This window comes from Limnohabitans sp. Rim11, from assembly GCF_001269365.1.
In the GTDB taxonomy this organism is placed as follows: Bacteria; Pseudomonadota; Gammaproteobacteria; order Burkholderiales; family Burkholderiaceae_C; genus Limnohabitans_A.
In genome coordinates this window covers 79,587-102,072 of record NZ_CXOM01000005.1, presented here as the reverse complement: position 1 = coordinate 102,072, position 22,486 = coordinate 79,587, and the positions used below count along the sequence as shown (strand labels likewise).

Sequence of the window (22,486 nt, the reverse complement as noted above, 5' to 3'; positions counted from 1 at the left end):
ATTTGCTCAAGGGGTCCTTGAACACTTCGGTGGCAGGCGCAAGCACTGCCGGTTCTAGGCAAATTAAGCTGGCTGACGCCAAGACCAAGCTCCCCGGCGCAAAGTGGCCGGCAGTTGAGCTGCGAAGAATGAATGAAAAAAGATCATGAGGCTGCCAGTGTAACAAAGCTTAAAGCAGAATTTCAGCCAGCGAATCCAAATGATGGTCGGCCGGCACCTCTCTAATGGGCTGCCCATGGTTGTAGCCGTGGCTTAAGAGGACCAATTTGCAACCCGCCGCGTGGGCCGCTTGGGCATCGTTGCTCGAGTCGCCAATCATCAGCACTTGGCCGGGCTCAAAGCCCAAAAATTCACAGGTTTTGAGCAAAGGCAAAGGGTCGGGCTTTTTCCTCTCGAAGGAATCGCCGCCAAAAACCACTTGGAAGAACTCACTCAAGCCCTTTTGCTGCAGCAGCTTTTGGGCCAAGTCTCGGGGCTTGTTGGTCAGGCATGCCATGGGCAAGCCTAGGGCCGCCAAGCCTTGAAGCCCCGCCATGACCCCTGGATAAACCACGCTGGCTTGGCCATTCACCCGCTGGTAATGGGTTTGGTAAATGTGCCACGCCTGTTTCAGTTCTGCCTCTGAAGGAGGCTCTGCCCTTGGGTCTTTCAATGACTTCTGGCGTTTGAGCACAGATTCAATGAGGTGCTCTGAGCCCTTGCCCACCATGCCTTCTAAATGCAGACGGTCAAGGTCAGGCAGGCCCAAATCATGGAGCATGAGGGCCACCACGGCCGCAAAGTCGCCCATGGTGTCGACCAAAGTGCCATCGAGGTCAATCATGCAGGCCTCAACCTGCATGCCCCTCAAGTTAGCCAAGGCTCAGTTCCTTGCGCATGGCTTGAATGACCGCCGCGTAATCGGGTTTGCCAAAAATAGCGCTGCCCGCCACAAAAGTGTCTGCGCCGGCATCGGCCACTCGGCGAATGTTATCAACCTTGATGCCGCCATCGACCTCCAGGCGAATGTCTTTGCCAGACGCCTCAATCCATTTGCGCGCTTGCTCTACTTTGCGCAGCGCGCTGTCAATGAAGCCTTGACCGCCAAAGCCAGGGTTGACCGACATGATGAGGATCAAGTCGATGTCTTCGATGACCCACTCCAGGACATCGAGTGACTCGGCGGGGTTGAACACTACGCCTGCTTTGCAACCCTTGGACTTGATGGCTTGTACGCTGCGGTGCACATGCGTAGAGGCGTCTGGGTGAAAGCTAATGAGGTCGGCGCCGGCATCGGCAAAGGCTGCCGCCAAAGCATCAACCGGCTGCACCATCAGGTGCACATCGATGGGCACCGCTTTGCCATCGGCGGTTTTGGCATGCGGCTTGAGAGCCTGACAAATCATGGGGCCAAAGGTGAGGTTGGGTACGTAATGGTTGTCCATCACGTCGTAGTGAATCCAGTCTGCGCCGGCGGCAATGACATTGCGAACTTCTTCACCCAAGCGGGCAAAGTCGGCAGACAAAAGTGAGGGGGCGATGCGGTAGGTAGTCATGTCCGAATTGTCGCATTTTGCGTTGCGTTTTGTAGGGCCTGATGCGTTGCATTTTGGACTTGAGGTTATGCTCGGGTTTATGGGCGAATTTGACCTGATCGAAACCTTTTTCAAACGCCCCGCGCGCCATGCAACGCTCGGGGTGGGAGACGATTGCGCGCTCTTACCTGTCAGGGCCGGCCAACAACTGGCCATTTCCAGTGACATGCTGGTGGAAGGCAGACACTTTTTGTCCACCGTCAACCCGCGTTGGTTGGGCTACAAAGCCTTGGCCGTTAACTTGAGCGATTTGGCGGCATGTGGCGCCGAGCCCAAAGCCTTCATGTTGGCTTTGGCTTTGCCAGAGGTCAACGCTGCCTGGTTGTCTGAATTTTCTAAGGGCCTGTGGGACTTGGCCGATGTTCATCAATGTGATTTGATCGGCGGCGACACCACACGCGGCCCTCTGAACATTTGCATCACAGTCTTGGGCGAAGTGCCTGCACATTTGGCGCTGCTGCGAAGCGGTGCCAAGGCGGGTGACGACATTTATGTGAGTGGCACTTTGGGCGATGCGCGTTTGGCGCTTGAAGTTTTTCGGGGCCGTTTGTCAGTGCCGCAAGAAGTGTTTGAACAAGCCCGTTTGCGCATGGAAAGGCCCACGCCGCGTGTGGCTCTGGGGCAGGCTTTAAGAGGCGTCGCAAGCGCTGCAGCCGATATCAGCGATGGCTTGCTAGGCGATTTGCAACACATCCTCAAAGCCAGTGGTGTGGGCGCTGACATTGATACGCCGCGTGTGGCAAGTACATTGGCGGCTCAATCGCACTTCAACTTGCCACTTGCAACGCAACTTCAACTGTCTTTGGCGGGCGGTGATGATTACGAATTGGTTTTTACGGCGCCAGAAAGTAAACGTGCTGACATTGCGGCTTTAAGTGTTTCATTGCAAACCCCACTGACCCGCATTGGACAGATCAATGCGTCGCAACAGTTGCGTTTGCTCGATGCACAAGGCCATGTCGTCGTCAATGATTTTCAATCCTTTGATCACTTCAAAACGGACTAAGCATTGGCCATGAGACCGACCGCCAGCTTCATGTTCTCTCATCCAGCGCATTGGATTGCTTTGGGTTTTGGCGCAGGGCTTTCGCCCAAAGCGCCAGGCACGGTGGGCACCTTGTGGGCCTGGGTCAGTTGGTGGGCTTTTCAGTCTTACTTCAATGCCGCTGAATTGGGCTTGATCATTATGATCAGCAGCTTGATTGGCTGGTGGGCTTGCAAAGTGACGGCGCTCAACATGGGCATTTCCGATCCCGGCAGTATTGTCTGGGACGAAGTGGTGGCTTTTTGGTTGGTTCTTTATTTGCTGATGCCGGCTTCTTTCAGCACACAGTTGATGGCCTTTGTGCTTTTTAGATTTTTTGACGCAGCCAAGCCTGGTCCTGTGGCTTGGGCCGATCAGTTGTTCAAAGGTTTTGGTTGGCGCGGTGCCTTTGGCATTTTGTTCGATGACTTTGTGGCGGCATTTTGTACCCTGCTTTGTTTTGCACTTTGGAAAGTATGGTGATGACCCAGCCACACAATGCAGTCAGCGTTTCAGATATCTGTGCTGATCTTTCTCAAGTTTTGCTTTTGCAAAAGCTCAGCATTTGTACCGCTGAGAGTTGCACGGGCGGCATGATATCGACCGCCTGCACTGACTTGGCTGGCTCTAGCGTTTGGTTTGAACGGGGCTTTGTTACGTATTCCAATGCGGCCAAAACAGACATGCTAGGTGTGCCAGCCTCTTTGATTGAGACCCACGGTGCCGTGAGTGAGGAAGTGGCACGTGCCATGGCGCAAGGGGCGCTTACGCACTCATTGGCCGACTGGAGTGTGGCGGTCACGGGGGTTGCGGGCCCAAGTGGCGGCAGTGCGGCCAAGCCGGTTGGGACTGTCTGGCTAGCTTGGGCTTGCAAATCAACTGGCATGGTTGAATCGCAGCGGCAAGTCTTTGCGGGCGATAGAAGGTCGGTCCGTGAAAGCACTACGGCTTTGGCGTTGTCTCATCTTGCAAAACTATTGCAGCCTACTTAATCCGGCCTACTTAACCAGACACTATTTAGCCCAAAAAAAACCCACTGTGTGCAAAACACACAGTGGGTTTTTTAAACTGAGCAAGCAATATCTGTTGAGATATTTGCGGCTAAATTTGGTTGCGGGGGCCGGATTTGAACCAACGACCTTTGGGTTATGAGCCCAACGAGCTACCAGACTGCTCCACCCCGCGGTAAAAACGAGAGTATACCTTGTTAAACAGCTTTAATACTTAAGGTTTTAAAATTAAAGCTGTTAAAGCGGCAACTCAAACAAAAACTTAAGCTTCAGGTGCTTGCTCGGCCACATCGGGACGATCAACCAACTCTACTAAAGCCATGGGCGCATTGTCACCAACGCGGAAGCCCATTTTCAAGATGCGTGTGTAACCACCTGGACGCGCATTGAAGCGGGGGCCGAGGTCGGTGAACAATTTGGTGACGCTGTCGCGATCGCGCAAACGGTTGAAAGCCAAGCGGCGATTGGCCACTGTGTCAACTTTGGCCAAAGTGATCATGGGCTCGATCACGCGGCGCAACTCTTTGGCCTTAGGTACTGTTGTCTTGATGACTTCGTGCTCAATGATGGAGTTCATCATGTTTTGCAACATTGCCAAGCGGTGTGAGCTTGTGCGATTGAGTTTACGTAATCCGTGTCCGTGACGCATGGTGCTAATCCTTTCTTTATTAATCAAGCAGCCGTATCAGGTACTGCCCGTGCACTGCCCACCCTAGGAACTCAGGAAGGGACTTTTGAAGAGCCTGCTATTTTAGCCGACTCTGTGAGGAGGCCTGAAAGCAAAACCTTCAGGGCCTGTCTCAAATTAACGCTTTTCCAAACCGGCAGGTGGCCAGCTCTCGAGCTTCATGCCCAATGTCAAACCACGTGAGGCCAAAACTTCTTTGATCTCGTTGAGTGACTTGCGACCCAAGTTAGGCGTCTTGAGCAATTCGTTCTCGGTACGCTGAATCAAGTCGCCGATGTAGTAAATGTTTTCTGCTTTGAGGCAGTTGGCAGAGCGAACGGTGAGTTCGAGCTCGTCGACTGGGCGCAGCAAAATGGGATCAAAGCTGCTAGCGCCACCGCGTTGTGCGGGTGCGTCGAATGCAGACAATTCGCTGCCTTCGAGCTGTGCGAACACAGCCAATTGCTCAACCAAAATTTTGGCAGAAGAGCGAACCGCATCTTCAGCGCTGATGGCGCCGTTGGTTTCCATTTCGATGACCAACTTGTCGAGGTCGGTACGCTGTTCAACACGCGCGCTTTCGACTGTGTAGCTAACACGCTTCACAGGTGAGAAAGAAGCATCGAGAACAATGCGGCCAACAGATTTGGTAGGCTCATCGGCAAAACGACGCATCGAACCAGGCACATAGCCACGGCCTTTTTCAACCTTGATTTGCATGTCGAGTTTGCCGCCTTGTGACAGGTTGGCAATGACGTGCTCAGGATTGATCACTTCAACGTCGTGAGGTGTTTGGATGTCAGCAGCAGTGACAGGGCCTTCGCCATCTTTGCGCAGGCTGAGTGTGACTTCGTCGCGGTTGTGCAACTTGAAGACCACGCCTTTGAGGTTCAACAAGATGTTGACGACATCTTCTTGCACGCCGTCAATGGAAGAGTACTCGTGAACAACACCAGCGATGGTGACTTCGGTAGCAGAGTAACCCACCATGGAAGACAACAAAACGCGGCGCAACGCGTTGCCCAGCGTATGGCCATAGCCACGCTCGAAGGGCTCCAAGGTAACCTTGGCGCGGTTGGGGCCGAGTTGTTCGACTTGGATGGCTTTGGGTTTCAACAGATTGGTTTGCATTCAGACTTCCTCTCAATACCCCCGGTCCGTTACACCGGTAAGGCTGATGAAGCACCCAAGCTGCGATGCGACGCAGCAAGGGAACGATTGAAACAAGATGAAATTAGCGTGAATACAATTCAACGATCAATGATTCGTTGATGTCAGACGCAAATTCATCACGGTCAGGAGCCTTCTTGAAGACACCTTCTACTTTTTCGATGTTGACTTCAACCCAAGCTGGCATGCCAACTTGTTGAGCCAATTGCAAAGCTTCCAAAACACGTGTTTGTTTCTTAGACTTTTCGCGCACAGCAACCACGTCGCCAGCTTTAACCAAGTAAGAAGGAATGTTGACGGGCTGACCATTGACGGTGACAGCTTTGTGAGAAACCAACTGACGTGATTCAGCGCGTGTTGAGCCAAAGCCCATGCGGTAAACAACGTTGTCCAAGCGTGACTCGAGCAAGCTCAACAGGTTAGAACCTGTATTGCCTTTACGGCGGTCGGCTTCTGCAAAGTAGCGGCGGAATTGCTTCTCAAGCACGCCGTACATGCGTTTAACTTTTTGTTTTTCGCGCAATTGCAGACCGTAGTCTGATGTGCGTTGACCCGAAGTGCGACCGTGCTGGCCGGGCTTGGTGTCAAATTTAGACTTGTCCGCAATAGAGCGACGGGCGCTCTTCAAGAACAGGTCGGTGCCTTCACGGCGGGATAGTTTGGCCTTAGGGCCTAGGTAACGTGCCACTTGATCTTCCTTTTCTGTCAACTACCGCACAAGACATGCGGGAGCCATTGCCAGCACGGCAATGGCGGTGGGCTTTGTAAATTAGATACGACGACGCTTTTGAGGGCGGCAACCGTTGTGGGGCATGGGTGTGACGTCTGCAATCGAAGTGATGCGGATGCCCAAGGCGCCCAATGCGCGAACTGAAGACTCGCGACCTGGGCCGGGGCCTTTGATCTCGACGTCGAGGTTCTTGATGCCTTGTTCAATGGCAGCACGACCAGCCACTTCGGAAGCAACCTGCGCTGCAAACGGTGTGGATTTACGTGAACCCTTGAAACCTTGACCACCTGAAGAAGCCCATGACAACGCATTGCCTTGGCGATCAGTGATGGTAATGATGGTGTTGTTGAACGAGGCGTGCACGTGTGCAATACCGTCGGCAACGTTCTTGCGAACTTTTTTGCGCACGCGTTGTGCGGCGCTATTGGATGGGGCTTTTGCCATAGTGGTCTCTCAATCCCTGTTATTTCTTCAAGCCTGCGGCGCCTTTACGCGGACCCTTGCGAGTACGTGCATTGGTGCGAGTACGCTGACCACGCATGGGCAAGCCACGGCGGTGGCGGAAACCACGGTAGCAACCAATGTCCATCAAACGCTTGATGTTCATGGTTGTTTCGCGACGCAAGTCACCTTCAATGGTGATCAATGCGATTTGATCGCGAATTTTTTCCAGGTCGCCATCCGTCAGATCTTTGATCTTTTTGGAGTAAGCAATGCCTGAAGCCTCGCAGATTTTGCGAGCGCGGGTGCGACCGATACCAAAGATAGCTGTCAAGCCAATTTCGGTATGCTTGTGCGGCGGAATGTTGATGCCAGCGATACGTGCCATTTTCGTCCTCTAATAACTCTTGCAATCAGCCTTGACGCTGCTTATGACGTGGGTCTGTGCAGATAACACGAACCACGCCCTTACGGCGAATGACTTTGCAGTTGCGGCAAATTTTTTTGACCGAAGCCGAAACTCTCATTTCATTTCTCCTAAAACTCTTTTACCTATCAATTCAATCACAGCGTTGTTTTGAAATTCGCTTTTTTGAGAAGCGACTCATACTGCTGAGACATCATGTAGTTCTGAACTTGTGCCATGAAATCCATGGTCACCACAACAATGATCAGAAGTGAAGTGCCACCAAAATAGAATGGCACGTTGTACTTCAAGATCAAAAATTCGGGCAAGAGACAGACAAAGGTGATGTACACGGCACCGGCCAATGTCAAACGCACCAAGATCTTGTCGATAAATTTGGCAGTGTGATCACCAGGGCGAATGCCGGGGATGAACGCACCACTCTTCTTGAGGTTGTCGGCCGTTTCGCGGCTGTTGAACACCAAGGCTGTGTAGAAAAAGCAGAAGAAAATAATGGCTGCTGCGTAGAACATCACATAGATCGGTTGACCAGGTGTGAGGGCAGACGCCACATCCTTCATGAACAACACCAAGGCGTTGTCTGATTCGCCAGAACTGAACCAATTGATCACAGTGGCTGGCAACAAAATAATGGACGAAGCAAAGATGGGAGGAATCACACCAGCCATGTTGAGCTTCAAGGGCAGGTGTGACGATTGACCGCCGTACACCTTGTTGCCCACCTGACGACGAGCGTAGTTAACCAAAATTTTGCGCTGGCCGCGTTCGACGAACACCACAAAATAAGTGACCAAAATAACCACTGCAATGATGAAGATGGAAACCAGAGGGCCCATGGCGCCTGTGCGAACCAACTCCAACAAACCACCGATAGAGCCAGGCAAACCTGCAGCAATACCAGCAAAAATTAGAATAGAAATACCGTTACCCAAACCGCGCTCAGTGATTTGCTCGCCGAGCCACATGAGGAACATAGTGCCAGCAGTTAAGCTAACTACCGCTGTCATGCGGAAGCCAAAACCGGGGGCAATGACCAAACCAGCAGAAGCTTCCAAAGCCATGGCAATACCCAGAGACTGGAACAAGGCCAAGGCCAAGGCACCAAATCGTGTGTATTGCGTAATTTTGCGACGTCCCGCTTCGCCCTCTTTCTTGAGCTGCTCGAAAGCAGGCAAGACATAAGTGAGCAATTGCATGATGATGGACGCAGAGATGTAAGGCATGATGCCCAACGCGAACACTGTGAAGCGCGACAAAGCGCCACCAGAGAACATGTTGAACAAGCTAAGAATACCGCCCTGCTGACCATTGAAGAGTTGCTGCAGTTGTGCGGGATCAATGCCTGGAACAGGAATGTGCGCACCCACACGGTAAACCACGAGCGCGAGCAACAAGAAGACGAGGCGGCGACTCAAGTCTCCGTACTTGCCTTTGTTTGCTGTTGTTGCGCTAGTGACCACTGCTTATCTCTTTAAACGTTGTAAATATTTGACCGATTAGGCCAAAGATCCGCCAGCAGCTTCGATGGCTGCTTTGGCACCAGCTGTTGCGCCAATGCCTGTCAACTTGACGGCTTTGGTCAACGAACCAGTTTTAACAACTTTGACCACTTTGGCCAGCTCGCCAACCAGGCCAGCTTGCTTGAGTGCCAACACGTCAACTTCGGGCAAGCCGAGGTTTTCGAGGGCTGTCAATGTGACTTCAGCATTGAACTTCAAGAGGTGAGACTTGAAGCCACGCTTGGGCAGACGACGTTGCAAAGGCATTTGACCGCCTTCGAAACCCACTTTGTGGTAGCCGCCTGAACGGGATTTTTGACCTTTGTGTCCACGGCCGGCGGTTTTACCCAGACCCGAACCGATACCACGGCCAACGCGACGCTTGGCGTGTTTAGCGCCAGCTGCAGGTTTGATGCTGTTGAGTTCCATCAGATATCTCTCAGAGAACTTTGACCAGATAGCTGATCTTGTTGATCATGCCGCGAACAGAAGGTGTGTCTTCTAATTCGCTGACGCTGTTGAGCTTGCGTAAGCCCAGACCACGAACGGTGTCGCGGTGGTCTTGTTTGCAACCGATAGGGCTGCGAACCAATTGGACCTTGACGGTTTGTTGTGTTGTCATCGTATTACCTTTCGGGTTCAAGCGAAGATGTCTTCAACGCTCTTGCCACGCTTGGCAGCAATTTCATATGCTGTTGTGCAATGTGACAGGGCGTCCAAAGTGGCGCGAACCATGTTGTAAGGGTTTGACGAACCATGGCTTTTGGCCACGATGTCAGTGATGCCCATCACTTCGAAAACAGCGCGCATTGGGCCGCCAGCAATAATGCCGGTACCCTTGGGAGCGGGCGCCATGAAGACGCGAGCTGCACCGTGCTGACCATAAGCGGTGTGGTGGATGGTGCCGTTTTTAAGAGACACTTTTTGCAAGTTGCGACGCGCTTCTTCCATGGCTTTTTGAACAGCAGCTGGCACTTCTTTTGATTTGCCTTTGCCCATGCCCACTTTGCCATCGCCATCGCCGACCACGGTTAAAGCTGCGAACGCCAAAATACGGCCGCCCTTCACCACTTTGGTCACGCGATTGACCGCGATCATTTTTTCGCGGAGACCGTCTTCTGGACCGTCACCTTGTGCTTTTGCCTGAAACTTAGCCATTTGTAATTTCCGATCCGTTTAGAACTGCAAGCCAGCTTCGCGAGCGGCTTCAGCCAAAGCTTTGACACGACCGTGGAATGCAAAACCTGCGCGGTCAAAAGCCACTTTTTCAACGCCAGCAGCTTTTGCTTTTTCAGCGATGCGCTTGCCGATCAGTTGGGCTGCATTGGCATTGCCGCCTTTGCCTGTAGCGCCGAGTTCTTTGCGAACATCAGCTTCTGCAGTAGAAGCGCTGGCCAACACTTTGCTGCCGTCGCCGGAAACGACGCTGGCATAAATGTGAAGATTGGTACGGTTCACGGTCAAACGTGCCACGCCTTGCTGTGCAATGCGGATACGGGTTTGACGTGCACGACGGAGACGCTGCTCTTTTTTGGTCAACATGTTGCAGCTCCTTATTTCTTCTTAGTCTCTTTGATCGTGATCTTCTCATCCGCATAACGGATGCCTTTGCCCTTGTAAGGCTCGGGAGGACGAACAGCACGAATCTCAGCAGCAATCTGACCCACACGTTGGCGGTCAGCACCTTTGATGATGATTTCAGTTGGGGCAGGTGTTTCCACTTTGATGCCAGCAGGCATGTCAATGTTCACAGGGTGCGAATAACCAACTGACAAATTCAACTTGGCGCCTTGGGCTTGAGCTTTGTAGCCCACACCGATCAAGGTCAGCTTCTTTTCGAAGCCTTTGGTCACGCCAGTCACCATGTTGTTCACCAGCTGACGCATGGTGCCGCTCATGGCATTGGCTTCACGGGATTCGTTGACCGGAATGAAGGTCATCTTACCGTTGTCGTTGTTGACTTTGACCAACTGGCTAGAAGCGGTGGCAAGCGTGCCGCCAGCGCCTTTAACACTGATTTGGTCTTCTTTGATAGACACATCCACGCCAGCGGGGATGGTCACAGGCATTTTTCCTACACGGGACATTTTTTAGTCTCTCCTGCGCTTAAGCGACGTAGCAAAGAACTTCGCCGCCGACACCGGCTGCGCGCGCTTTGCGGTCGGTCATCACGCCTTGGGGTGTGGTGACGATGGCCACGCCCAAACCGTTGAGGACTTGTGGAATGGCATCGCGACCTTTGTAAACGCGAAGGCCAGGGCGACTGACGCGCTCGATGCGCTCAATCACAGGGCGACCTGCGTAGTACTTCAGGGCGATTTCAAGTTCTGACTTACCGCCAGTTGTCTTGACTTGGAAGCCGTCGATGTAACCTTCATCTTTCAGCACCTGGGCAATTGCCACCTTCACTTTGGAAGAAGGAATTGAAACGGAGGCCTTGGCCACCATTTGTGCGTTGCGGATGCGAGTCAGCAAATCGGCAATGGGATCACTCATGCTCATGTTGTATCTCTCCTGCCGATTACCAGCTGGCTTTGGTCACGCCAGGAATGTTGCCTTGGAAGGCTAATTCGCGAATTTTGGCGCGGCCGAGGCCGAATTGACGGAACGTACCACGTGGGCGACCAGTGATCGCGCAGCGGTTACGTTGACGTGTTGGGTTCGCATTGCGTGGGAGCTTTTGCAAACCCAAACGGGCTGCTGCGCGCTCTTCGTCGCTGCGTTTTAGATCTTGAGAAATGGCTTTCAATTCCGCGTGTTTAGCCGCGTACTTGGCCACCAATTTGTCTCGCTTGAGCTCGCGCTCGATCAAAGCTACTTTAGCCACGTGTCACCTCAGTTCTTGAACGGGAAGCGGAAGCCGGCGAGCAATGCTTTGCACTCGTCGTCGGTCTTGGCTGTCGTGGTGATGCTGATATTGAGACCACGCAAAGCGTCAACCTTGTCGTACTCAATTTCAGGGAAAATGATTTGCTCTTTCACGCCGACGTTGTAGTTGCCACGGCCGTCAAAAGCACGACCAGAGATACCACGGAAGTCACGCACGCGGGGCAAAGCCACGGTGACGAAGCGATCCAAGAATTCATACATTTGCACGCCACGCAATGTGACCATGCAACCAATGGCTTGGCCTTCGCGGATTTTGAAACCAGCGATTGGCTTTTTGGCCTTGGTAACCACTGGCTTTTGGCCAGCGATTTTTGTCAAATCACCCACTGCGTTGTCCATGACCTTTTTGTCGGCAACGGCTTCGCTCACACCCATGTTGAGTGTGATTTTGGTGATGCGGGGAACTTCCATGACTGACTTGTAACCAAATTTGGTCATCAGTTCAGGAGCGATTTTTTCGCGGTATTGTTGTTGTAGACGTGCCATGTTTATGCCACCTTGATTTCTTCGCCGCTGGACTTGTAAACGCGAACGCGTTTGCCATCGGCCAACAACTTAATACCCACACGGTCAGCCTTGCCAGATGCCGCATTGAAGATGGCAACGTTGGACTGATGAATAGGCATGGTCTTTTCGATGATGCCGCCGTTGGTACCCTTCATAGGGTTTGGCTTGGCATGCTTTTTAACCAAGTTGATGCCTTCAACCACCAGGTGTGAATCATCGGCGCGAAGCGACACGGTGCCGCGCTTGCCTTTGTCACGACCGGCGATGACGATCACTTGATCACCTTTGCGAATCTTGTTCATGGCTTGTCCTTAAAGAACTTCAGGTGCCAATGACACGATCTTCATGAACTTCTCAGTACGCAATTCACGCGTAACTGGGCCGAAGATGCGGGTGCCGATAGGCTCCAACTTGGCATTCAGCAAAACTGCTGCATTGCCGTCGAATTTAACGAGAGAGCCATCACCACGGCGAATGCCCTTGGCTGTACGAACGACCACAGCACTGTAAACCTCGCCTTTTTTGACGCGGCCACGGGGCGCAGCTTCTTTGATGCTCACTTTGATAATGTCGCCAACACTAGCGTAACGACGTTTAGATCCGCCAAGCACCTTAATGCAAAGAACGGACTTAGCGCCGGTGTTGTCGGCAACATCCAACCGAGTTTCTGTCTGAATCATTTCAATATTTCCCAACTTGCACCTTGTGCACCCCCGACATTCAGCACTTACTAGCCAATTCCTTGGCACTTGAAGCTTGAATACCGAAAACACCAAGATCAGTCTTGGACCCGTCATCCACACTGCGAACCACTCGCAATGCTTTAGTTTGGGTAGATAACTCCGCCTTTTTTAGAAGCGAAGCCCGCGATTGTTACAACATTTTTAGACCATGTCAACACTTTTTGGCCCGTAATTTGTAAATTCTTGCAATTTTTATGACTTTGCAGGGCATTGATAGGCCTTGGCCAAGCTTTCAAACGCAGACAGTTGGGCCGAAACCCCCGTTTCTGCCTCCAAAATTTCTGCCACTTCTGGGGCTGCGGCCATAGCCGCTTGGGCATCTGTGCCATAGGAATGAGCCGCTGCAAGGTTGGCTTCTAGTGGCCATTGTGCCTCTTCTTTAAGTCATTGTGCGAAGAGGCCTTGACAGCGTTCAAGCTTTGGCCCAGGACCTGGAGCGCGCAACAGCTTCTCGCCATCGGGCCTGGCCCTCTTCTCGGTGTTGCCCACTCACATGGGGTTCAAACTTTTGATCCTGCGCCCATTGAGAACTGATTTCTTGGGCGTCCGTCCAAAAACCAGTGGCCAAGCCTGCCAAATAAGCAGCCCCCAAGGCCGTGGTTTCTGTGACTTTGGAACGCACCACAGGCACACCCAAGGCATCTGCCTGCATTTGCATCAGCAAATTGTTTTGACTGGCACCGCCGTCCACTCGCAATTCGGTCAGAGGCAAACCACTGTCTTTGGCCATGGCCTGAAACACATCGGCCACCTGCCAAGCAATGGCCTCTAATGCAGCACGCGCAATGTGCGCTCGCGTGGTGCCCCGTGCTTGGCCATCCCAATCGGGGGCGCCAAGTCCCGCAAAAGCTGGCACCAAATAAACATCGCCCGTATGGGGCACGCTGGCGGCCAAGGCTTCCACGTCGCTGGCTTTTTGAATCATTTGCAAACCATCGCGCAACCATTGAACGGTGGCGCCCGCCATGAAGACAGACCCTTCCAGTGCGTAGGCTGTTCGATGGGGATTGTGCGCATTGATGGGCCCTTGCCAGGCCACAGTCGTTAACAATTGGTTGCGGCTTAGAACAGGCTTGTGGCCGGTGTTCATGAGCATGAAGCAACCTGTACCGTAGGTGTTCTTGGCCATGCCCGGTGTAAAACAAGCCTGCCCAAAAGTGGCTGCCTGCTGGTCCCCCGCCAAGCCCGCAATGGGCACGGCACAGCCCAGCAAGTCTGGCTCTGTTTGCGCCAACACACCGCTGCTTGGAAGCACTTGGGGCAACAAGCTGGCTGGAATGTTGAACTGCTTTAATAAGCCTTCATCCCACTCAAGGGTGTGTATGTTGAAGAGCAAGGTTCGGGACGCGTTGCTGGGGTCCGTGGCATGAACGCGGCCGCCCGTGAGCTGCCAAATTAACCACGTGTCGATGGTGCCGAACGCCAAGTGGCCAGCCTCCGCCAAGCTTCTGGCGCCAGGCGTGTTGTCTAGCAACCAAGCAATTTTGGTGGCAGAAAAGTAAGCATCTAAGACCAAGCCGGTTTTCTTTTGAATGGTCTTGGCTACGCCTTGGCGCTTAAGCTCATCGCAAAACGAAGCGGTTCTTCGGTCCTGCCAAACGATGGCAGGGGCAATCGGTTGACTGGTTCTTCTGTCCCAAAGCACCGTGGTCTCACGTTGATTGGTAATGCCGATGCCTTGAATCTGAGTCGCAGAAACCGCCGCTTTTTTCAGCACGGCTTGCATCACTTTTTTCTGCGTCTGCCAAATTTCTAAGGCGTCGTGCTCAACCCAACCCGGCTTGGGAAAGTGTTGTGCAAACTCTTGTTGGGCTGTAGCGACAGGCCGTCCATCGCGATTGAACAGCACCGCCCTTGAGCTGGTGGTGCCTTGATCGAGTGCAAGGATGTACTTCATGTTGACAAGGTTAACCGAAACACATCGTTTGAAAAAGAGACAATACACTGAGCTTGTTAATTTTTGGCGGCCTGATGCCCTTGGGGCACGCCTGCAATTTGAAAGAAAGATTGATTCATGACAACACCCGCAAGCACCGACCTTCAAAAAGCGCATTTGGCTTTCATTGGCGGTGGCAACATGGCCAGCGCCATTTTGGGTGGCTTGATTCGGCAAGGCTTTGCGCCAGCGCAAGTCACGGTCATCGAGCCTTTTACCGAAACCGCAGCCAAGTTAACAGCCGATTGGGGTGTTGAGGTGGCTACCGCCGCAGCGTCGGCTTCCACGGCCTTGTCAAAAGCCGATTTGGTCATTTGGGCCGTCAAACCCCAAGTCTTCAAAGAGGCCGCTTTGCCCGTTGCGGCGTTCACACAAAAGGCCCTGCACCTGTCCGTGGCGGCTGGCATTCGAAGTGACAGCATTGCACGCTGGCTTCAAACCGACCGCGTGGTGCGCAGCATGCCCAACACGCCTGCGCTGGTAGGCCAAGGCATTACGGGTTTGTTTGCGCGCGCGGGCGTTTCTGCCCCAGACCAACATTTGATTGAACAGGTTTTAAAAAGCACCGGTGAGTTCTTGTGGGTGCAACAAGAAGCCGATCTCGATACCGTGACAGCGCTGTCTGGATCTGGCCCCGCCTACGTGTTTTATTTCTTAGAGGCCATGACCGAAGCCGGCGTCAAAATGGGCTTGCCAGAAGCGCAGGCTTACCATTTGGCCAAAGCCACATTTGGCGGCGCCACGCACTTGGCGCGGCAGTCTGTGGAGTCGCCCGAAGTGCTCAGGCAACGCGTCACCTCCAAGGGCGGCACCACCTACGCAGCGCTCACTTCAATGGCCGACGATCATGTGAAAGAAGCCTTTGTCAAAGGCATGTTGGCCGCCCAAAAACGCGCCAGTGAATTGGGCGATGAGTTTGGCAAAGACTAAAGCAAAGGCTAAAAGTAACTGAGCACCACACCCGCAAAGGCCGCAAAGCCCACCCAATGGTTCAGGCGAAAAGCCTTGAAGCAACCCTCACGCGTTCTGTCCTTGATCAGCAAAAAGTGCCAAGCCGCTTGCAATGCTGCAGCAGCCAAGCCCAGCATCAGCAACGGCTTGGCAGACGCATCAAGCACCCATGCCCACACACCGACAAAAGCCGCATAAAAACCCATGATGGCCAGCACATCCCACTGCCCCAAGGTAATGGCCGATGTCTTCATGCCAATCTTTAAATCGTCATCGCGGTCGACCATGGCGTATTCGGTGTCGTAGGCCAAGACCCAAAACAAATTACCCACCAACAGCGCCCACGCTTGCCAGGGCACCTCGCCGGTGACTGCGGCAAATGCCATGGGAATCCCAAAGCTAAATGCCACGCCCAACACGGCTTGCGGCATGGCCACATAACGTTTGGCAAACGGATAAGCAATGGCCACGGCCATGGCGGCAAATGACCACGCAATGGTTTCTGTGCGAGTCTCTGGGTGCAATGTCAGCACCAAGCCGAAAGCCATCAAAGCCAGCACAGCGCCGAGCGTCAAGGCCTCTTTGACACTGATGCGGCCGCTGGTCACGGGCCGCTCAGCTGTGCGCTTGACATGCTTGTCAAAGTCTCTGTCGGCTACGTCGTTCAAACAACAGCCGGCACTTCTCATGAGAATGGTGCCCAGCGTAAACACCCCCACCAAATGCCAGCCTGGAAAACCATCTGCCGCAATCCACAAGGCCGACAAGGTGGGCCACAACAACAGCAACCACCCGGCGGGGCGGTTCCAGCGAATCAGATCCAAATACAAACTGATTTTTTCACGCATGTCGTTCGAGTGTTGAGCAGCAAGGGTTCGTCAAGCGTCAGGACAACCTGGTCACACCCGGCAATTCGCAGGCATAAATGGCATTGCGCAAAGCAGCAATGGCTTCGTAGCGGGTAAAGCTTTTGCGCCAAACCAAGACCACGCGGCGCGTGGGCGGCAAACCGCCGGCCTCGTCCACAATGGGCAAATAGGCAATGTCAGGGTCTTCGTGTTTTTTACGCTTGGCGGTTTCTGCCAAAGCTTCTGCCGGCACCGACAAGCGCGGTACCAAAGTGACGCCCATGCCAGCAGCCACCATGTGTTTGATGGTTTCTAAGGAGGAGCCCTCAAAGCTTTTGCGAATGCCTTCGGCGTTGCTAGAAAACCTGGCAAATTCGGGACACACTTCCAACACATGGTCACGGAAACAATGGCCATTGCCAAGTAGCAACATGGTTTCGTTTTTGAGTTGCTCGGCGGTGATTGTTTTTTTCTTGGCCAACAAATGCTTCACGGGCAAAGCGGCCATGAAAGGCTCGTCGTACAAAGCCGCAGTAGCCAAGCCCGTATCAGGAAATGGCTCCGCCAAGATGGCGCAATCAATTTCGCCGGCGCGCAACATTTCCATCAATTTGACCGTGAAGTTTTCTTGCAGCATCAAGGGCATCTGCGGCGTCTTCTTCATCATCTGGCGCATCAAGTCGGGCAACAAATAAGGTCCGATGGTGTAGATGACGCCCAAACGCAAGGTGCCCGCCAAAGGGTCTTTGCCGCGCTTGGCAATTTCTTTGATTTCGGCGGCCTGCTCTAACACCAGCTGCGCATGTCGAATAATTTCTTCGCCCAGCGATGTCACGTTGACGTCGTTGGCCTTGCGCTCAAACAACTTCACATCGAGTTCTTCTTCGAGCTTTTTGATGGCCACCGACAAAGTGGGTTGCGACACAAAGCACGCCTCGGCGGCTTTGCCAAAGTGCTTTTCGCGGGCCACTGCCACAATGTATTTCAGCTCAGTCAGGGTCATGCCAATTTCTCAAGCTTTCAAAAACTCAGATTTTCCACCCAACCAACGGGCGATGTGTCGCTCGGCCATGTCGGGGTATTTTTCCAACAGCAAAGGTGCCGTTTGCCGAGCCCACTCTAACAAATGTTCGTCGGTGGCCAAGTCTGCAAATCGCAACAGTGCGGCCCCTGATTGTCGCGCACCTAGAAACTCGCCTGGCCCCCTGATTTCTAAATCACGTCTGGCAATCTCGAAACCGTCATTGGTGTCCACCATGGCGCGCAATCGCTCGCGTGCAGTTTCGCTTAAACGACCACCGTCTGGTGTGCCGTAAAGCAAGACACAGGCAGAAGCTGCAGCACCGCGCCCAACCCGCCCCCGCAATTGATGCAACTGGCTTAAACCAAAACGCTCGGCATGCTCAATGACCATCAAGGAGGCGTTGGGCACATCGACGCCCACTTCAATCACGGTGGTGCTGACCAAAACACCCATCGAACCTTGGGTAAATTGCGCCATGACATCGCGCTTTTCTTGAACTGACATGCGCGAGTGCAACAAGCCCACCGTGACACCCGGCAACACGGCCGATAACTCTTCGTGCGTGGCGGTGGCGTTGGTCAGATCGAGCGCTTCGCTTTCTTCAATCAGCGGACAGACCCAATAGACTTGGCGACCTTCCGCCAACTGCGCACCAATGCGCCCAATCACTTGGTCTCTGCGGCTGTCCGAAATCACTTTGGTGACGACGGGTGTTCGGCCTGGCGGCAACTCATCGATGACCGAGACTTCCAAGTCAGCGTAATAACTCATGGCCAATGTTCTGGGAATGGGCGTGGCCGTCATCATGAGCAAATGCGGCTCCATGCCAGCGTCTTGCATTTTGTCTCTGAGCGCCAAACGTTGCGCCACACCAAACCGATGTTGCTCATCGATGATGGCAAAGCCTAGGTTTTTAAATTTGACTTGTTCCTGGATGACGGCGTGCGTGCCCACCACCAAAGCTGCCTCGCCCGTTTCAATGAGCGCCAACATTTCGGTGCGCTCTTTTTTCTTTTGACTACCGGTTAACCAAGCCACGCGAACACCCAAGGGCGCCAACCACCCCACCAGTTTGGCAAAGTGTTGTTGCGCCAAAATTTCGGTGGGCGCCATCAGCGCACATTGCCAACCCCCATCGATGGCCAACATGGCGGCCAATGCGGCCACCACTGTTTTACCGGCGCCCACATCGCCTTGCAGCAATCTGTGCATGGGAACGGGTCTTGCCAAGTCCTGCGCTATTTCGAGGCCCACCCTTTGCTGCGCTGCCGTTAATTGAAAAGGCAACACATCGCGCAATTTGTCGTGCCAGCCACCAACTTTTTGGTGGAGCGCAGGGGCGCGCAAATTATCTCGTTCCATTCGGGCCATGCGCTGAGAGAGTTGCTGCGCCAGCAATTCTTCGGCCTTCAGTCTTTGCCAGGCAGGGTGCGACCGGTCCTCTAAAGCGGCGATAGAAACGTCGGGTGTGGGGTGATGTAAAAAAGTCAGCGCCTGTCTCAAACTGAATGCTTGATTGACCTTGGGCGTTTTGGGCCAGGGCATGTTGCTTGGCAGCGATTCGCTTAAATCTGCCCTAGACAGAGCCCCTGCCACCGCGCGCCGCAAATACGTTTGCGGCAGCCCCGCCGAGGTGGGATACACCGGCGTCAACTCGGATGGCAAATGACCCGTGGCCGCCTTGAACGCAGGATGCATCATGGTCAGGCCCAAAAACCCGCCCCTGACTTCTCCGCGAGCACGAATGACTTGGCCCACCGCCAAAGCCTTTTGTTGAGCCGGATAAAAGTTAAAAAAGCGCAAAACACAGGTGTCTGTGCCGTCGTCCACTGTGACCAACAATTGACGTCTGGGCCGAAGTTGAATTTCTGAAGCAGTGACCGTGGCTTCAATTTGAATGTTGTCACCCTCGCGGGCACTGCTCAGTTTGACAATTTGGGTCTCGTCTTCATAGCGCAGCGGAATGTGCAAGGCCAAATCGATGTCCCGCACCAAGCCCATTTTGCGCATGGCTTTTTGGGGGGCCGACAAGGGTTTGGCGGCGGACGAGGACGAGGGGGTGACCATCCCGACATTGTGCCGTGCTTGGCACGGGCCATTCAATCTGTCGGGGATCTAATGCGGAATCGTTCAGGGCAAAGTTTAGGGCAGGCTCTCTGCAGCTTTGGCACGAACAAATGCAGAGACCACATCGCGAATGGTTTTGCGCTCCTCCAAGGAGAGCGACAAATACCGATCGACCATTTCTCGGTCTGACAAACCCATTTCGACAGGGCCGGCGTTCATTTCAAACACATAGGTTTTGCCAGGGGCGCGGCCGAAACGCAGTTCATCGGGGCTGACTTGCAGCCACTCTGCCAAAACCCTGAGTTTGTCTTGGGTGGGCATGACCTTGCCCAAAAGCCAATTTCGAGCCGTGTGCGGCGTGATGCTGCGGCCGTGGTAACGCAAATTGAAGGCATTGGCCACCAAGGTGGGTGAGGCGCGTACACCGGCACTCTCAAGGGCGCTGCGCAACCTATCAGCGAACTGTTGAGACTCAGATACTTTTGGCATGGCCGTACAGTACTGTCTTGGGTTAGCAGGGACGTAAGTTGTGATAAGTACTTTCTTGAAAAGTACTTACATAATGGGGTTCTTTACACAAATTTGACAGCACTCATTTGTAAAGCCTTGTGCAAGCGCATGGGACAATGCTATTTTTTCAACTTGGAACGGGTCTGGTTCGGCCCTCAAGCACATGACACACTCGTCTTTGATCGACGCACAAGCCGCAGCAACGCCAGCGTTCAGCCTTAGCGACTTCGATTTTCATCTTCCCCCTGAACTCATTGCCCAGCACCCTGCGGCTGAGCGCAGCAGTTCGCGCCTCCTTGATGGCAGTGATACCAGTCCGGTTGACCGCATCTTCAAAGCCCTGCCCAGTTTGATGCAACGGGGCGACTTATTGGTGTTTAACGACACCCAAGTGGTCAAGGCGCGCATTTTTGGCGAGAAATCGACGGGCGGCAAAGTGGAGCTCTTGATTGAACGAGTTCTGCCCAACCACTGTGTGGTGGCGCACATGAAGGTCAGCAAAAAACCACCCGTAGGTGCCGTGCTTCACATGGGCACAGATGCACCACCTGGCGTCAACAACAAGACATCGGGCACCGCCGGATTTGATGCCAAGCTGCTGGGCCGCTGGCCCAACGAGAACGGCGCGCTGTTTTGCTTTGAGCTCAGCGACGAGCCGCACGCGCTGATGGCGCAATATGGCCACGTGCCCTTGCCCCCTTACATTGAGCGCCCATACGATGGCAGCGCTACCGCCGCAGAAATTGCAGAAGACGAAGCGCGCTATCAGACGGTGTTTGCCCGAAGTCCTGGCGCGGTTGCGGCACCAACGGCGGCGCTGCATTTTGACGAAGCCCTCTTGGCCCAATTAAGCGCCATGGGCGTTGCCACCGCCAATGTGACCTTGCATGTTGGCGCTGGCACCTTTCAGCCCGTCAAAACCGAAAACATCGCCGAGCACACCATGCACTCGGAGTGGTACGACATTCCAGTTTCTACGCAACAAGCATTGCACGCTTGCCGAGAACGTGGCGGCAAAGTTTGGGCGGTGGGCACCACATCCGTCAGATCTTTAGAGTCGTGGGCGAAAACCGGTCAAGCGCAAGGCGACACACAAATTTTTATTACGCCAGGCTTTGAATTCAAGTGGGTCGACCGCCTCATCACCAACTTTCATTTGCCCAAGAGCACGCTCATGATGTTGGTCAGTGCTTTTGCTGGCTACGACCACGTGATGGCTTTGTATGCCCATGCCATTGAACACAGGTATCGCTTTTTTAGCTATGGCGACGCCATGCTTTTACACAGGATGAATCATGCTTCAATTTGAACTTCTTAAAACAGACGCGCACAGCCACGCGCGCAGGGGCCAATTGACCCTGAACCACGGTGTGATTCAAACGCCCATCTTCATGCCAGTGGGCACCTACGGCACCGTCAAAGGTGTGATGCCACGCAGCTTGGAAGAGATGGGTGCGCAAATTATTTTGGGCAACACTTTTCACTTGTGGATGCGGCCAGGCCTTGACATTGTGAAAAGTTTTGGCGGCTTGCACGATTTTGAAAAATGGCAAAAACCCATCTTGACTGACTCGGGTGGTTTTCAAGTTTGGTCGCTGGGCGAGATGCGCAAAATTACCGAAGAAGGTGTGCACTTTTCATCACCCGTCAATGGCGATAAGTTGTTCATGTCACCCGAAGTGAGCATGCAGATTCAAACCATTTTGAACTCTGACATCGTGATGCAACTGGACGAATGCACGCCTTACGAAACCAAGGGTCACCTGACCACCGAAGCCGAAGCGCGCAAGTCGATGGAAATGAGTTTGCGCTGGGCCGTGCGCAGTCAAAATGAATTCACACGGCTTGAAAATCCAAACGCTTTGTTTGGCATTGTGCAAGGCGGCATGTTTGAAAACTTGCGACAAGAATCTTTAGAGCAATTGGTGGCCATGGACTTTCCGGGCTACGCCGTGGGCGGCGTCAGTGTGGGCGAACCCAAAGAACAAATGTTGCAAATCATGGCGCACACGCCGCACAGACTGCCAGCGCACAAGCCGCGCTATTTGATGGGCGTGGGCACCCCCGAAGATTTGGTCGAAGGCGTGGCGCAAGGTGTCGACATGTTTGATTGCGTCATGCCCACACGCAACGCCCGCAATGGCACTGTGTTTACCCGCTTTGGCGATTTGAAATTGCGCAACGCACGCCACAAAACAGACCATCAACCTTTGGACACCACTTGCACTTGCCACGCTTGTGCCGGTTCATCGGGTGTGTCTTGGGACGAAGGCGGCCGAGAAGGATTTAGCCGCGCTTATTTGCATCACCTTGACCGATGCGGCGAAATGTTGGGCCCCATGCTCACCACCATTCACAATTTGCACTACTACTTGAACCTCATGAAAGAAGTCCGAGCAGCCTTAGAGGCCGACGACTTCTTAGGCTTCCAAACCAAGTTCAAACAAGACCGCGCTCGAGGCGTTTAAA

General features: G+C 53.5%; 30 protein-coding genes and 1 tRNA gene. 6 read left to right on the top strand and 25 right to left on the bottom strand.

The genetic code is table 11. From position 1 onward, the window contains the following. Window positions 1–169: 169 nt before the first annotated feature. Both AMM03_RS13130 and rpe read right to left on the bottom strand, forming a co-directional pair. On the bottom strand, window positions 170–841 hold the full coding sequence (locus AMM03_RS13130) for a phosphoglycolate phosphatase (protein WP_090132343.1): 672 nt from the start codon (window positions 839–841) through the stop codon (window positions 170–172). A gap of 10 nt (window positions 842–851) precedes the next feature. Then, on the bottom strand, window positions 852–1,535 hold the full coding sequence (rpe, locus tag AMM03_RS13125) for a ribulose-phosphate 3-epimerase (RefSeq protein ID WP_090132309.1): 684 nt from the start codon (window positions 1,533–1,535) through the stop codon (window positions 852–854). 79 nt (window positions 1,536–1,614) lie between these two features. On the opposite strand from rpe, the gene thiL reads away from it, so the two are divergent. Genes thiL through AMM03_RS13110 form a run of 3 tightly spaced genes read left to right on the top strand, consistent with a single transcriptional unit; the run spans window position 1,615 to window position 3,590 of the window. Beyond that, the gene (thiL, locus tag AMM03_RS13120) at window positions 1,615–2,580 is read left to right on the top strand and encodes a thiamine-phosphate kinase (protein WP_090132307.1); all 966 of its coding nucleotides are present in this window, start codon (window positions 1,615–1,617) and stop codon (window positions 2,578–2,580) included. A gap of 9 nt (window positions 2,581–2,589) precedes the next feature. After that, complete coding sequence (locus tag AMM03_RS13115; RefSeq protein ID WP_228764702.1) at window positions 2,590–3,081, top strand: phosphatidylglycerophosphatase A family protein; 492 nt, start codon at window positions 2,590–2,592, stop codon at window positions 3,079–3,081. After that, window positions 3,081–3,590 (top strand): CinA family protein, encoded by a 510-nt coding sequence (locus tag AMM03_RS13110; RefSeq protein WP_090132340.1) that lies wholly within the window; start codon window positions 3,081–3,083, stop codon window positions 3,588–3,590. Before AMM03_RS13115 ends, AMM03_RS13110 begins: the two co-directional genes overlap by 1 nt. A 116-nt stretch (window positions 3,591–3,706) precedes the next feature. On the opposite strand, the gene AMM03_RS13105 is transcribed toward AMM03_RS13110, so the two are convergent. The 19 genes from AMM03_RS13105 to glpK all read right to left on the bottom strand — a co-directional run bounded on the left by AMM03_RS13105 (window position 3,707) and on the right by glpK (window position 14,578). After that, window positions 3,707–3,783: transfer RNA gene (locus AMM03_RS13105), tRNA-Met, on the bottom strand. Window positions 3,784–3,870: 87 nt separating this feature from the next. Next, window positions 3,871–4,257 (bottom strand): 50S ribosomal protein L17, encoded by a 387-nt coding sequence (gene rplQ, locus AMM03_RS13100; RefSeq protein WP_090132306.1) that lies wholly within the window; start codon window positions 4,255–4,257, stop codon window positions 3,871–3,873. A gap of 156 nt (window positions 4,258–4,413) precedes the next feature. Next, window positions 4,414–5,406, bottom strand: coding sequence for a DNA-directed RNA polymerase subunit alpha (gene rpoA / locus AMM03_RS13095; RefSeq protein ID WP_090132304.1), 993 nt, complete (start codon window positions 5,404–5,406; stop codon window positions 4,414–4,416). 103 nt (window positions 5,407–5,509) lie between these two features. Beyond that, window positions 5,510–6,133, bottom strand: a complete 624-nt coding sequence (gene rpsD, locus AMM03_RS13090; protein ID WP_090132338.1) for a 30S ribosomal protein S4 — start codon at window positions 6,131–6,133, stop codon at window positions 5,510–5,512. Window positions 6,134–6,214: 81 nt separating this feature from the next. Beyond that, complete coding sequence (gene rpsK, locus AMM03_RS13085; protein WP_055359588.1) at window positions 6,215–6,619, bottom strand: 30S ribosomal protein S11; 405 nt, start codon at window positions 6,617–6,619, stop codon at window positions 6,215–6,217. 19 nt (window positions 6,620–6,638) lie between these two features. Further along, window positions 6,639–7,004: a 30S ribosomal protein S13 gene (rpsM, locus tag AMM03_RS13080; RefSeq protein ID WP_028820149.1), complete on the bottom strand. Its 366-nt coding sequence runs from the start codon at window positions 7,002–7,004 to the stop codon at window positions 6,639–6,641. A 25-nt stretch (window positions 7,005–7,029) separates the two neighbouring features. After that, window positions 7,030–7,143 (bottom strand): 50S ribosomal protein L36, encoded by a 114-nt coding sequence (gene rpmJ, locus AMM03_RS13075; protein ID WP_028820150.1) that lies wholly within the window; start codon window positions 7,141–7,143, stop codon window positions 7,030–7,032. 37 nt (window positions 7,144–7,180) lie between these two features. After that, entirely contained in the window at window positions 7,181–8,503 is a 1,323-nt protein-coding gene (gene secY, locus AMM03_RS13070) for a preprotein translocase subunit SecY (protein WP_090132302.1), read from the bottom strand. Window positions 8,504–8,539: 36 nt separating this feature from the next. Further along, entirely contained in the window at window positions 8,540–8,971 is a 432-nt protein-coding gene (gene rplO / locus AMM03_RS13065; RefSeq protein ID WP_055359586.1) for a 50S ribosomal protein L15, read from the bottom strand. 10 nt (window positions 8,972–8,981) lie between these two features. Beyond that, the gene (gene rpmD, locus AMM03_RS13060; protein ID WP_090132300.1) at window positions 8,982–9,164 is read right to left on the bottom strand and encodes a 50S ribosomal protein L30; all 183 of its coding nucleotides are present in this window, start codon (window positions 9,162–9,164) and stop codon (window positions 8,982–8,984) included. Between the two features lie 17 nt (window positions 9,165–9,181). Then, the gene (gene rpsE / locus AMM03_RS13055; RefSeq protein WP_090132299.1) at window positions 9,182–9,700 is read right to left on the bottom strand and encodes a 30S ribosomal protein S5; all 519 of its coding nucleotides are present in this window, start codon (window positions 9,698–9,700) and stop codon (window positions 9,182–9,184) included. 18 nt (window positions 9,701–9,718) lie between these two features. Further along, a complete protein-coding gene (rplR, locus tag AMM03_RS13050; RefSeq protein ID WP_090132297.1) occupies window positions 9,719–10,084 on the bottom strand; it encodes a 50S ribosomal protein L18 in 366 nt (121 codons plus the stop codon). A gap of 11 nt (window positions 10,085–10,095) precedes the next feature. Beyond that, window positions 10,096–10,629 carry a 50S ribosomal protein L6 gene (gene rplF, locus AMM03_RS13045; RefSeq protein WP_090132296.1) on the bottom strand — a complete coding sequence of 178 codons (534 nt, stop codon included), beginning with the start codon at window positions 10,627–10,629 and terminating at the stop codon, window positions 10,096–10,098. A gap of 19 nt (window positions 10,630–10,648) precedes the next feature. Beyond that, window positions 10,649–11,044, bottom strand: a complete 396-nt coding sequence (rpsH, locus tag AMM03_RS13040; protein ID WP_090132294.1) for a 30S ribosomal protein S8 — start codon at window positions 11,042–11,044, stop codon at window positions 10,649–10,651. A 19-nt stretch (window positions 11,045–11,063) separates the two neighbouring features. Further along, complete coding sequence (gene rpsN / locus AMM03_RS13035; protein WP_090132292.1) at window positions 11,064–11,369, bottom strand: 30S ribosomal protein S14; 306 nt, start codon at window positions 11,367–11,369, stop codon at window positions 11,064–11,066. 8 nt (window positions 11,370–11,377) lie between these two features. Further along, window positions 11,378–11,917, bottom strand: coding sequence for a 50S ribosomal protein L5 (rplE, locus tag AMM03_RS13030; protein ID WP_055359579.1), 540 nt, complete (start codon window positions 11,915–11,917; stop codon window positions 11,378–11,380). Between the two features lie 2 nt (window positions 11,918–11,919). After that, on the bottom strand, window positions 11,920–12,240 hold the full coding sequence (gene rplX / locus AMM03_RS13025) for a 50S ribosomal protein L24 (protein WP_090132290.1): 321 nt from the start codon (window positions 12,238–12,240) through the stop codon (window positions 11,920–11,922). A gap of 9 nt (window positions 12,241–12,249) precedes the next feature. Beyond that, window positions 12,250–12,618 carry a 50S ribosomal protein L14 gene (gene rplN / locus AMM03_RS13020; protein ID WP_053172537.1) on the bottom strand — a complete coding sequence of 123 codons (369 nt, stop codon included), beginning with the start codon at window positions 12,616–12,618 and terminating at the stop codon, window positions 12,250–12,252. A gap of 475 nt (window positions 12,619–13,093) precedes the next feature. Further along, entirely contained in the window at window positions 13,094–14,578 is a 1,485-nt protein-coding gene (gene glpK / locus AMM03_RS13015) for a glycerol kinase GlpK (protein WP_090132288.1), read from the bottom strand. 117 nt (window positions 14,579–14,695) lie between these two features. On the opposite strand from glpK, the gene proC reads away from it, so the two are divergent. Continuing rightward, window positions 14,696–15,547 (top strand): pyrroline-5-carboxylate reductase, encoded by an 852-nt coding sequence (proC, locus tag AMM03_RS13010; RefSeq protein WP_090132285.1) that lies wholly within the window; start codon window positions 14,696–14,698, stop codon window positions 15,545–15,547. 8 nt (window positions 15,548–15,555) lie between these two features. On the opposite strand, the gene ubiA is transcribed toward proC, so the two are convergent. From ubiA to AMM03_RS12990, 4 genes are all read right to left on the bottom strand, one after another. Continuing rightward, a complete protein-coding gene (ubiA, locus tag AMM03_RS13005) occupies window positions 15,556–16,416 on the bottom strand; it encodes a 4-hydroxybenzoate octaprenyltransferase (RefSeq protein WP_090132283.1) in 861 nt (286 codons plus the stop codon). A gap of 37 nt (window positions 16,417–16,453) precedes the next feature. Next, a complete protein-coding gene (locus tag AMM03_RS13000; protein ID WP_090132281.1) occupies window positions 16,454–17,419 on the bottom strand; it encodes a hydrogen peroxide-inducible genes activator in 966 nt (321 codons plus the stop codon). A 9-nt stretch (window positions 17,420–17,428) separates the two neighbouring features. Beyond that, window positions 17,429–19,507: an ATP-dependent DNA helicase RecG gene (recG, locus tag AMM03_RS12995; protein ID WP_090132278.1), complete on the bottom strand. Its 2,079-nt coding sequence runs from the start codon at window positions 19,505–19,507 to the stop codon at window positions 17,429–17,431. 75 nt (window positions 19,508–19,582) lie between these two features. Continuing rightward, window positions 19,583–19,996: a hypothetical protein gene (locus AMM03_RS12990; RefSeq protein ID WP_090132276.1), complete on the bottom strand. Its 414-nt coding sequence runs from the start codon at window positions 19,994–19,996 to the stop codon at window positions 19,583–19,585. Between the two features lie 184 nt (window positions 19,997–20,180). Here AMM03_RS12990 and queA point away from each other — a divergent pair, with 184 nt between their 5' ends. Continuing rightward, a complete protein-coding gene (gene queA / locus AMM03_RS12985) occupies window positions 20,181–21,326 on the top strand; it encodes a tRNA preQ1(34) S-adenosylmethionine ribosyltransferase-isomerase QueA (RefSeq protein WP_090132274.1) in 1,146 nt (381 codons plus the stop codon). Further along, complete coding sequence (gene tgt / locus AMM03_RS12980) at window positions 21,313–22,485, top strand: tRNA guanosine(34) transglycosylase Tgt (protein ID WP_090132272.1); 1,173 nt, start codon at window positions 21,313–21,315, stop codon at window positions 22,483–22,485. The genes queA and tgt overlap by 14 nt, the downstream gene beginning before the upstream one ends. The last annotated feature ends 1 nt before the right edge of the window (window position 22,486 follow it).

Excerpts from the sequence above, each read along its gene's own strand:
- AMM03_RS13130 (WP_090132343.1), bottom strand. The coding sequence starts at position 841 with ATGCAGGTTGAGGCCTGCATGATTGACCTCGATGGCACTTTGGTCGAC.
- rpe (WP_090132309.1), bottom strand. The coding sequence starts at position 1,535 with ATGACTACCTACCGCATCGCCCCCTCACTTTTGTCTGCCGACTTTGCC.
- thiL (WP_090132307.1), top strand. The coding sequence starts at position 1,615 with ATGGGCGAATTTGACCTGATCGAAACCTTTTTCAAACGCCCCGCGCGC.
- AMM03_RS13115 (WP_228764702.1), top strand. The coding sequence starts at position 2,590 with ATGAGACCGACCGCCAGCTTCATGTTCTCTCATCCAGCGCATTGGATT.
- AMM03_RS13110 (WP_090132340.1), top strand. The coding sequence starts at position 3,081 with ATGACCCAGCCACACAATGCAGTCAGCGTTTCAGATATCTGTGCTGAT.
- rplQ (WP_090132306.1), bottom strand. The coding sequence starts at position 4,257 with ATGCGTCACGGACACGGATTACGTAAACTCAATCGCACAAGCTCACAC.
- rpoA (WP_090132304.1), bottom strand. The coding sequence starts at position 5,406 with ATGCAAACCAATCTGTTGAAACCCAAAGCCATCCAAGTCGAACAACTC.
- rpsK (WP_055359588.1), bottom strand. The coding sequence starts at position 6,619 with ATGGCAAAAGCCCCATCCAATAGCGCCGCACAACGCGTGCGCAAAAAA.
- rpsM (WP_028820149.1), bottom strand. The coding sequence starts at position 7,004 with ATGGCACGTATCGCTGGCATCAACATTCCGCCGCACAAGCATACCGAA.
- rpmJ (WP_028820150.1), bottom strand. The coding sequence starts at position 7,143 with ATGAGAGTTTCGGCTTCGGTCAAAAAAATTTGCCGCAACTGCAAAGTC.
- rplO (WP_055359586.1), bottom strand. The coding sequence starts at position 8,971 with ATGGAACTCAACAGCATCAAACCTGCAGCTGGCGCTAAACACGCCAAG.
- rpmD (WP_090132300.1), bottom strand. The coding sequence starts at position 9,164 with ATGACAACACAACAAACCGTCAAGGTCCAATTGGTTCGCAGCCCTATC.
- rpsE (WP_090132299.1), bottom strand. The coding sequence starts at position 9,700 with ATGGCTAAGTTTCAGGCAAAAGCACAAGGTGACGGTCCAGAAGACGGT.
- rplR (WP_090132297.1), bottom strand. The coding sequence starts at position 10,084 with ATGTTGACCAAAAAAGAGCAGCGTCTCCGTCGTGCACGTCAAACCCGT.
- rplF (WP_090132296.1), bottom strand. The coding sequence starts at position 10,629 with ATGTCCCGTGTAGGAAAAATGCCTGTGACCATCCCCGCTGGCGTGGAT.
- rpsH (WP_090132294.1), bottom strand. The coding sequence starts at position 11,044 with ATGAGCATGAGTGATCCCATTGCCGATTTGCTGACTCGCATCCGCAAC.
- rplE (WP_055359579.1), bottom strand. The coding sequence starts at position 11,917 with ATGGCACGTCTACAACAACAATACCGCGAAAAAATCGCTCCTGAACTG.
- rplX (WP_090132290.1), bottom strand. The coding sequence starts at position 12,240 with ATGAACAAGATTCGCAAAGGTGATCAAGTGATCGTCATCGCCGGTCGT.
- rplN (WP_053172537.1), bottom strand. The coding sequence starts at position 12,618 with ATGATTCAGACAGAAACTCGGTTGGATGTTGCCGACAACACCGGCGCT.
- glpK (WP_090132288.1), bottom strand. The coding sequence starts at position 14,578 with ATGAAGTACATCCTTGCACTCGATCAAGGCACCACCAGCTCAAGGGCG.
- proC (WP_090132285.1), top strand. The coding sequence starts at position 14,696 with ATGACAACACCCGCAAGCACCGACCTTCAAAAAGCGCATTTGGCTTTC.
- ubiA (WP_090132283.1), bottom strand. The coding sequence starts at position 16,416 with ATGCGTGAAAAAATCAGTTTGTATTTGGATCTGATTCGCTGGAACCGC.
- AMM03_RS13000 (WP_090132281.1), bottom strand. The coding sequence starts at position 17,419 with ATGACCCTGACTGAGCTGAAATACATTGTGGCAGTGGCCCGCGAAAAG.
- recG (WP_090132278.1), bottom strand. The coding sequence starts at position 19,507 with ATGGTCACCCCCTCGTCCTCGTCCGCCGCCAAACCCTTGTCGGCCCCC.
- AMM03_RS12990 (WP_090132276.1), bottom strand. The coding sequence starts at position 19,996 with ATGCCAAAAGTATCTGAGTCTCAACAGTTCGCTGATAGGTTGCGCAGC.
- queA (WP_090132274.1), top strand. The coding sequence starts at position 20,181 with ATGACACACTCGTCTTTGATCGACGCACAAGCCGCAGCAACGCCAGCG.
- tgt (WP_090132272.1), top strand. The coding sequence starts at position 21,313 with ATGCTTCAATTTGAACTTCTTAAAACAGACGCGCACAGCCACGCGCGC.